The sequence below is a fragment of the Vibrio sp. 99-70-13A1 genome (genome assembly GCF_013114625.1).
Taxonomy (GTDB): domain Bacteria; phylum Pseudomonadota; class Gammaproteobacteria; order Enterobacterales; family Vibrionaceae; genus Vibrio.
In genome coordinates this window covers 1-4,028 of record NZ_VTXD01000073.1, presented here as the reverse complement: position 1 = coordinate 4,028, position 4,028 = coordinate 1, and the positions used below count along the sequence as shown (strand labels likewise).

5 protein-coding genes are annotated in these 4,028 nt (G+C 39.4%); all 5 read left to right on the top strand.

What is annotated here, in order from left to right; all coding sequences use genetic code 11:
* Positions 1-179 precede the first annotated feature (179 nt).
* The 5 genes from F0226_RS22065 to F0226_RS22045 all read left to right on the top strand — a co-directional run bounded on the left by F0226_RS22065 (position 180) and on the right by F0226_RS22045 (position 3,233).
* Positions 180-746 carry a hypothetical protein gene (locus tag F0226_RS22065; protein WP_171737645.1) on the top strand — a complete coding sequence of 189 codons (567 nt, stop codon included), beginning with the start codon at positions 180-182 and terminating at the stop codon, positions 744-746.
* Between the two features lie 138 nt (positions 747-884).
* On the top strand, positions 885-1,424 hold the full coding sequence (locus F0226_RS22060; RefSeq protein WP_171737644.1) for a hypothetical protein: 540 nt from the start codon (positions 885-887) through the stop codon (positions 1,422-1,424).
* Between the two features lie 143 nt (positions 1,425-1,567).
* Positions 1,568-1,963, top strand: a complete 396-nt coding sequence (locus F0226_RS22055) for a DUF3465 domain-containing protein (RefSeq protein WP_171737643.1) — start codon at positions 1,568-1,570, stop codon at positions 1,961-1,963.
* Positions 1,964-2,106: 143 nt separating this feature from the next.
* Positions 2,107-2,598, top strand: coding sequence for a hypothetical protein (locus tag F0226_RS22050; protein ID WP_171737642.1), 492 nt, complete (start codon positions 2,107-2,109; stop codon positions 2,596-2,598).
* A gap of 140 nt (positions 2,599-2,738) precedes the next feature.
* Positions 2,739-3,233, top strand: a complete 495-nt coding sequence (locus F0226_RS22045; protein WP_171737641.1) for a GNAT family N-acetyltransferase — start codon at positions 2,739-2,741, stop codon at positions 3,231-3,233.
* Positions 3,234-4,028: the final 795 nt, after the last annotated feature.

The window sequence follows — 4,028 nt, the reverse complement described above, 5'->3', positions numbered from 1 at the left end:
GTGTATTTCATGTTTTTTACTTCTTGGCGGGAGCAAACTTCATGATTATCGCACCTTACTGTTTTTATGTTCAGAGGTGTCGCACTTCGTACTTGAATCCAAGCTACTTTATTGATATTCATGCTTTGATTCGGTATTTTGTATGTTTGTTAACTACATAGAAGGTAAGGGTTTATAGAATGAAGATGGTATTTGTTGATGCGGAAAATGTAGGTTTAAAGGAAATCGAAAAATTAGCAGTATCAGCATTTGATAAAGTTTTTGTTTTCTCTAAATCTGAAACAATTAAATTAGTTTGTGAAAAGTCGTTATTTCTTTATTTGTCCGGATACCCAAGCGGTCAGAACCAAGCTGATTTTTATATAATAGGTTATTTATCTCGTGTCCTTTGCGCTATTGATAAAAAGCAATTGGGGTCTGTAAATTTTGAACTTTATAGTAATGATGAAAGTCTAGCTTCTGCATTTGAATTTCAGTGTTTGCAGCTAGGTGCTCAAAGTCGTGTTATACGGACTAAAGAGAATAAAATTGTATCACTTCCAATAATCACGAAATCTATGGTTCAAACGCCTGAAGCAAAAATCTACGCAGCTTTAAAAGAACCATGCTCCCTAGATGCAAGTTTGCAAACTAAATTAGGTTTGTCTAAGCCTAATTTTACAAAGGCAGTCAATGAGCTTTCCAAGTCTAATAAGATTGTTCGTTCTGCTGAAGACAAAAAGAAATGGGTCCGAAATCAGCAGTAGCATAACAAGCAATTTAAGCAGACTGCCAACGCTTGGCATTTTCAACTCGGTTTAGCTTCGGTGATTAAGGTGGTAGATTTAAGTGTATTGGTAGCGTTGTCAGCTACTTAATTGGGCGTTAGTGTTTTTAGGAGACATATGAGTATTAAAAAGGGGATTGTAGCTTCAGTAGTAGCTGGCGTAATCTTGATGGTTATGCCTAAACCTGACACCTGGCTTGATTCCATATTTGGTTGGTTTCATGGTGTAAAGAGTTGGTTTTCGGGTATTCTGCTTAGTGAATATTCAATTGCTGGTTGGCAGTGGCTTTTTCTTGTACCGTTTATTGTTTCTGGGGTTGTGGTGTTGTTTTCTAAATTTTTTCAGAAGCAAGCCTCCCCAGAACATTACAAATACAATGAAGATATAATTCGTAATGCAAAGTGGCGCTGGTCATGGAGTAATGGGCAAATACATAACTTAGAGAGCTTTTGTCCATATTGCGATGGTGAATTAGTGTATGCCGAAAGTAATATGCGTGATCATTTATACGGTCTTCCATATACCAAGTTGTTTTGTGAAAGTTGCAATGGCAATGAAGTTACCTCAATCGAGGGCGGCGATAGACGTTATGCCTATAGCTTGATTGAACGTGAAATAGAGCGCCGTGTTAGAACAAACGCGTACACAAAACACTAACAAAGCGTTTAAGACAGATTCCCAACGCTTGGCATTTTCAGTTCAAAGTCGAGTTTTGTGTTTACGGTGTAATGATTTAGGTAAGGTGGTAGCGTTGCTCACTACTTAACGCGGCGTTATGTGAATTGGAGACATTGAGTATTATGAAAAAACTCATCGCTATATTTATATCAATCTTATGTTTAATCTCAATTGGTGCTCAAGCTAATGATCGTGAGTTAAAGCAAGCCTATGAAAATCATCAAAGTGACGTTCAAATTAAAGGCTCAGGTACAGTTATTCGTTTGTTACGTGATGATAACGATGGAAGTAGGCACCAAAAATTCATACTAAAATTAGACAGTAAACAAACCTTACTTGTTGCTCACAATATTGATTTAGCTTCTAGAATTCCAAACCTAGAAGTAGGCGATCGAGTTCAGTTCTATGGTGAATATGAATGGAATCAAAAAGGTGGCGTAATGCACTGGACCCACCATGATCCAAATAATAGACACACAAACGGTTGGTTAAAACACAAGGGTAAGAAGTACGAGTAAAATTCACATAACAAGCAATTCAAGCAGACTGTCAACGCGTGGCATTTTCAACTCGGTTTAGCTTCAGTGATTATGGTGGTAAATTGGAGTGTATTGGTAGCGTTGTCAGCTACTTAATTGGGCGTTATATTCCCGGGTGAATTATGAACAAAATTGAGCAAAAGCTTAAAGAAAATCGAAATCGGAGAAGCAGAGAGACGCTACTTTCTCTGCTTCCTGAGTTATTGGCTAGATATTTAGAGCAAGTAGATTTCTCTAGTGATGGAAATTGTTTACGCTATGCGGCTTTTTCAACTTGGGATCAAGAAACAGATACCCAGACAACTACTAGAGGTCCTATCGAAAGTTGGAAAAATATTACCTTTAAGCATTGGAGTGATCTTTTTGGTACGCTGAGAAAATTTCCTTCGCGAGACCATGAAGGCTGGTTATTCTTTGCCACCGATGGACCTTATTATAAGGTTAAACTTTCAGATCTACTTCTTTTTCTAAGTGAGCTTGAGTCATTTACAAGTGAAAATGAAACTTTCGATTTTGGGTGGGTTGGTTCAGATCTAGACTGTGGTGTAATTGCGGAGTTTAATCACACTTCGTTTTGTCGAAATGACTTTGAGTTAAGTGTTTGGGGAATATAACAAAGCGTTTAAGGCAGATTCGCAACGCTTGACAATTTGGGTTTGAATCAGCTTTAGTGTTTACGGTGCAATGGTTTAGGTTAGGTGGAGGCGTTGCTCACTACTTAACGCGGCGTTATGTGCTTAGGAGGAAATTGGACATGGAAGTATTAGAAGCTAGTCCCGATTTAGTTCAATTATTAACTAGTTACGCGAAAGAGTGCTTAGATTCGGGCATCCCAAAGTACTCAGGCGTTGAGCAAAATCCAGAGGCTTATTTGTTGGGTTTGGTTGAACGTTCTAAGGCTAGTTCTGAATTACCAAATGGGTATTTGCCAAGTACAACTTACTATTGTGTAGCGAACTCTGAAATCTTAGGTTCTATTCGAGTTCGTAAAGGAACTAATGAGAGCGTAGAAAATGTAATAGGTCATGTTGGCTACGAGACTAGACCATCAGCTCGTGGTAAGGGTGTTGCTTCATTCCTTCTTACTTGGGTTCGTGACAATGTCGTATCGGACTCAGTTATTGTTACCTGTTCAGTTGATAATCCCGCATCACAAAAGGTTATTGAAAACTGTGGTGGTGCATACCTTGGTAACTACACCGATGAAAACGAGGGTACGGTAAGGCGGTACCGTTTAGTACGCACATAACAAAGCATTTAAGACGGATTCCCAACGCTCGGCATTTTCGGTTTGCTTTGAATTTAGTGTTTACGGCACAATAGTTTAGGTTCGGTGGTCTGCGTTGCTCACCACTTAATGCGGCGTTATGTTTTACTGAGGTTTCAATGGCTTAAGTGCCTTCCAATCGTTCTTTGCCCATTTAGGCATTCGTTCTGAGTAGTCTCAGTAAATCCATATTGTCTGCCGAAATTCTTGAATCACTTAACCCGTAAAACATGCCAAAGTTCGCGGGTTGCTTCATTCGAATTTTCGGGTGGTTTGGTCATCTTGTTTCTCTGGCTCAAAGTCGCTTCGGGCGTATTTCTCAATCAGCCAATAACCTTGGTAGTTGAGTCGGCAAATTGCCATTGTTTTACGCTGCTTTTGCCAAGAAAGGGTGCTTGTTGAGGCTTGATCGAGTTGCCTCATTATCAGGGAAGTGGGCTTACTCGTTTTTAGTTTTGCGCATCTGGCGGTCAAGTGAGTCCGAGCTTGTGATTTGGTTCAGAAATCTAGGGTTGCATTGCAGTTCTTTGCCAAGTAAATCAATGAATTGTGCTAAAACATAACAAAGCATTTAAGACGGATTCTCAACGCTTGGCAATTTCAGTTCAGGTCAGCTTTAGTGCTAAATGTGGCAAGGTTTAAGCTTAGGTGGTCGCGTTGTTCACCACTTAATGCGGCGTTATACGACTTTATTAAATTCGGAGAACCAAATGGACTTAGATATCTATCAGGTTGATTCATTTACAAGTGAAGCATTCAAAGGAAACCCTGCTGGAG

Coding starts and splice junctions, on each gene's coding strand:
- F0226_RS22065 (WP_171737645.1), top strand. CDS start 180: ATGAAGATGGTATTTGTTGATGCGGAAAATGTAGGTTTAAAGGAAATC.
- F0226_RS22060 (WP_171737644.1), top strand. CDS start 885: ATGAGTATTAAAAAGGGGATTGTAGCTTCAGTAGTAGCTGGCGTAATC.
- F0226_RS22055 (WP_171737643.1), top strand. CDS start 1,568: ATGAAAAAACTCATCGCTATATTTATATCAATCTTATGTTTAATCTCA.
- F0226_RS22050 (WP_171737642.1), top strand. CDS start 2,107: ATGAACAAAATTGAGCAAAAGCTTAAAGAAAATCGAAATCGGAGAAGC.
- F0226_RS22045 (WP_171737641.1), top strand. CDS start 2,739: ATGGAAGTATTAGAAGCTAGTCCCGATTTAGTTCAATTATTAACTAGT.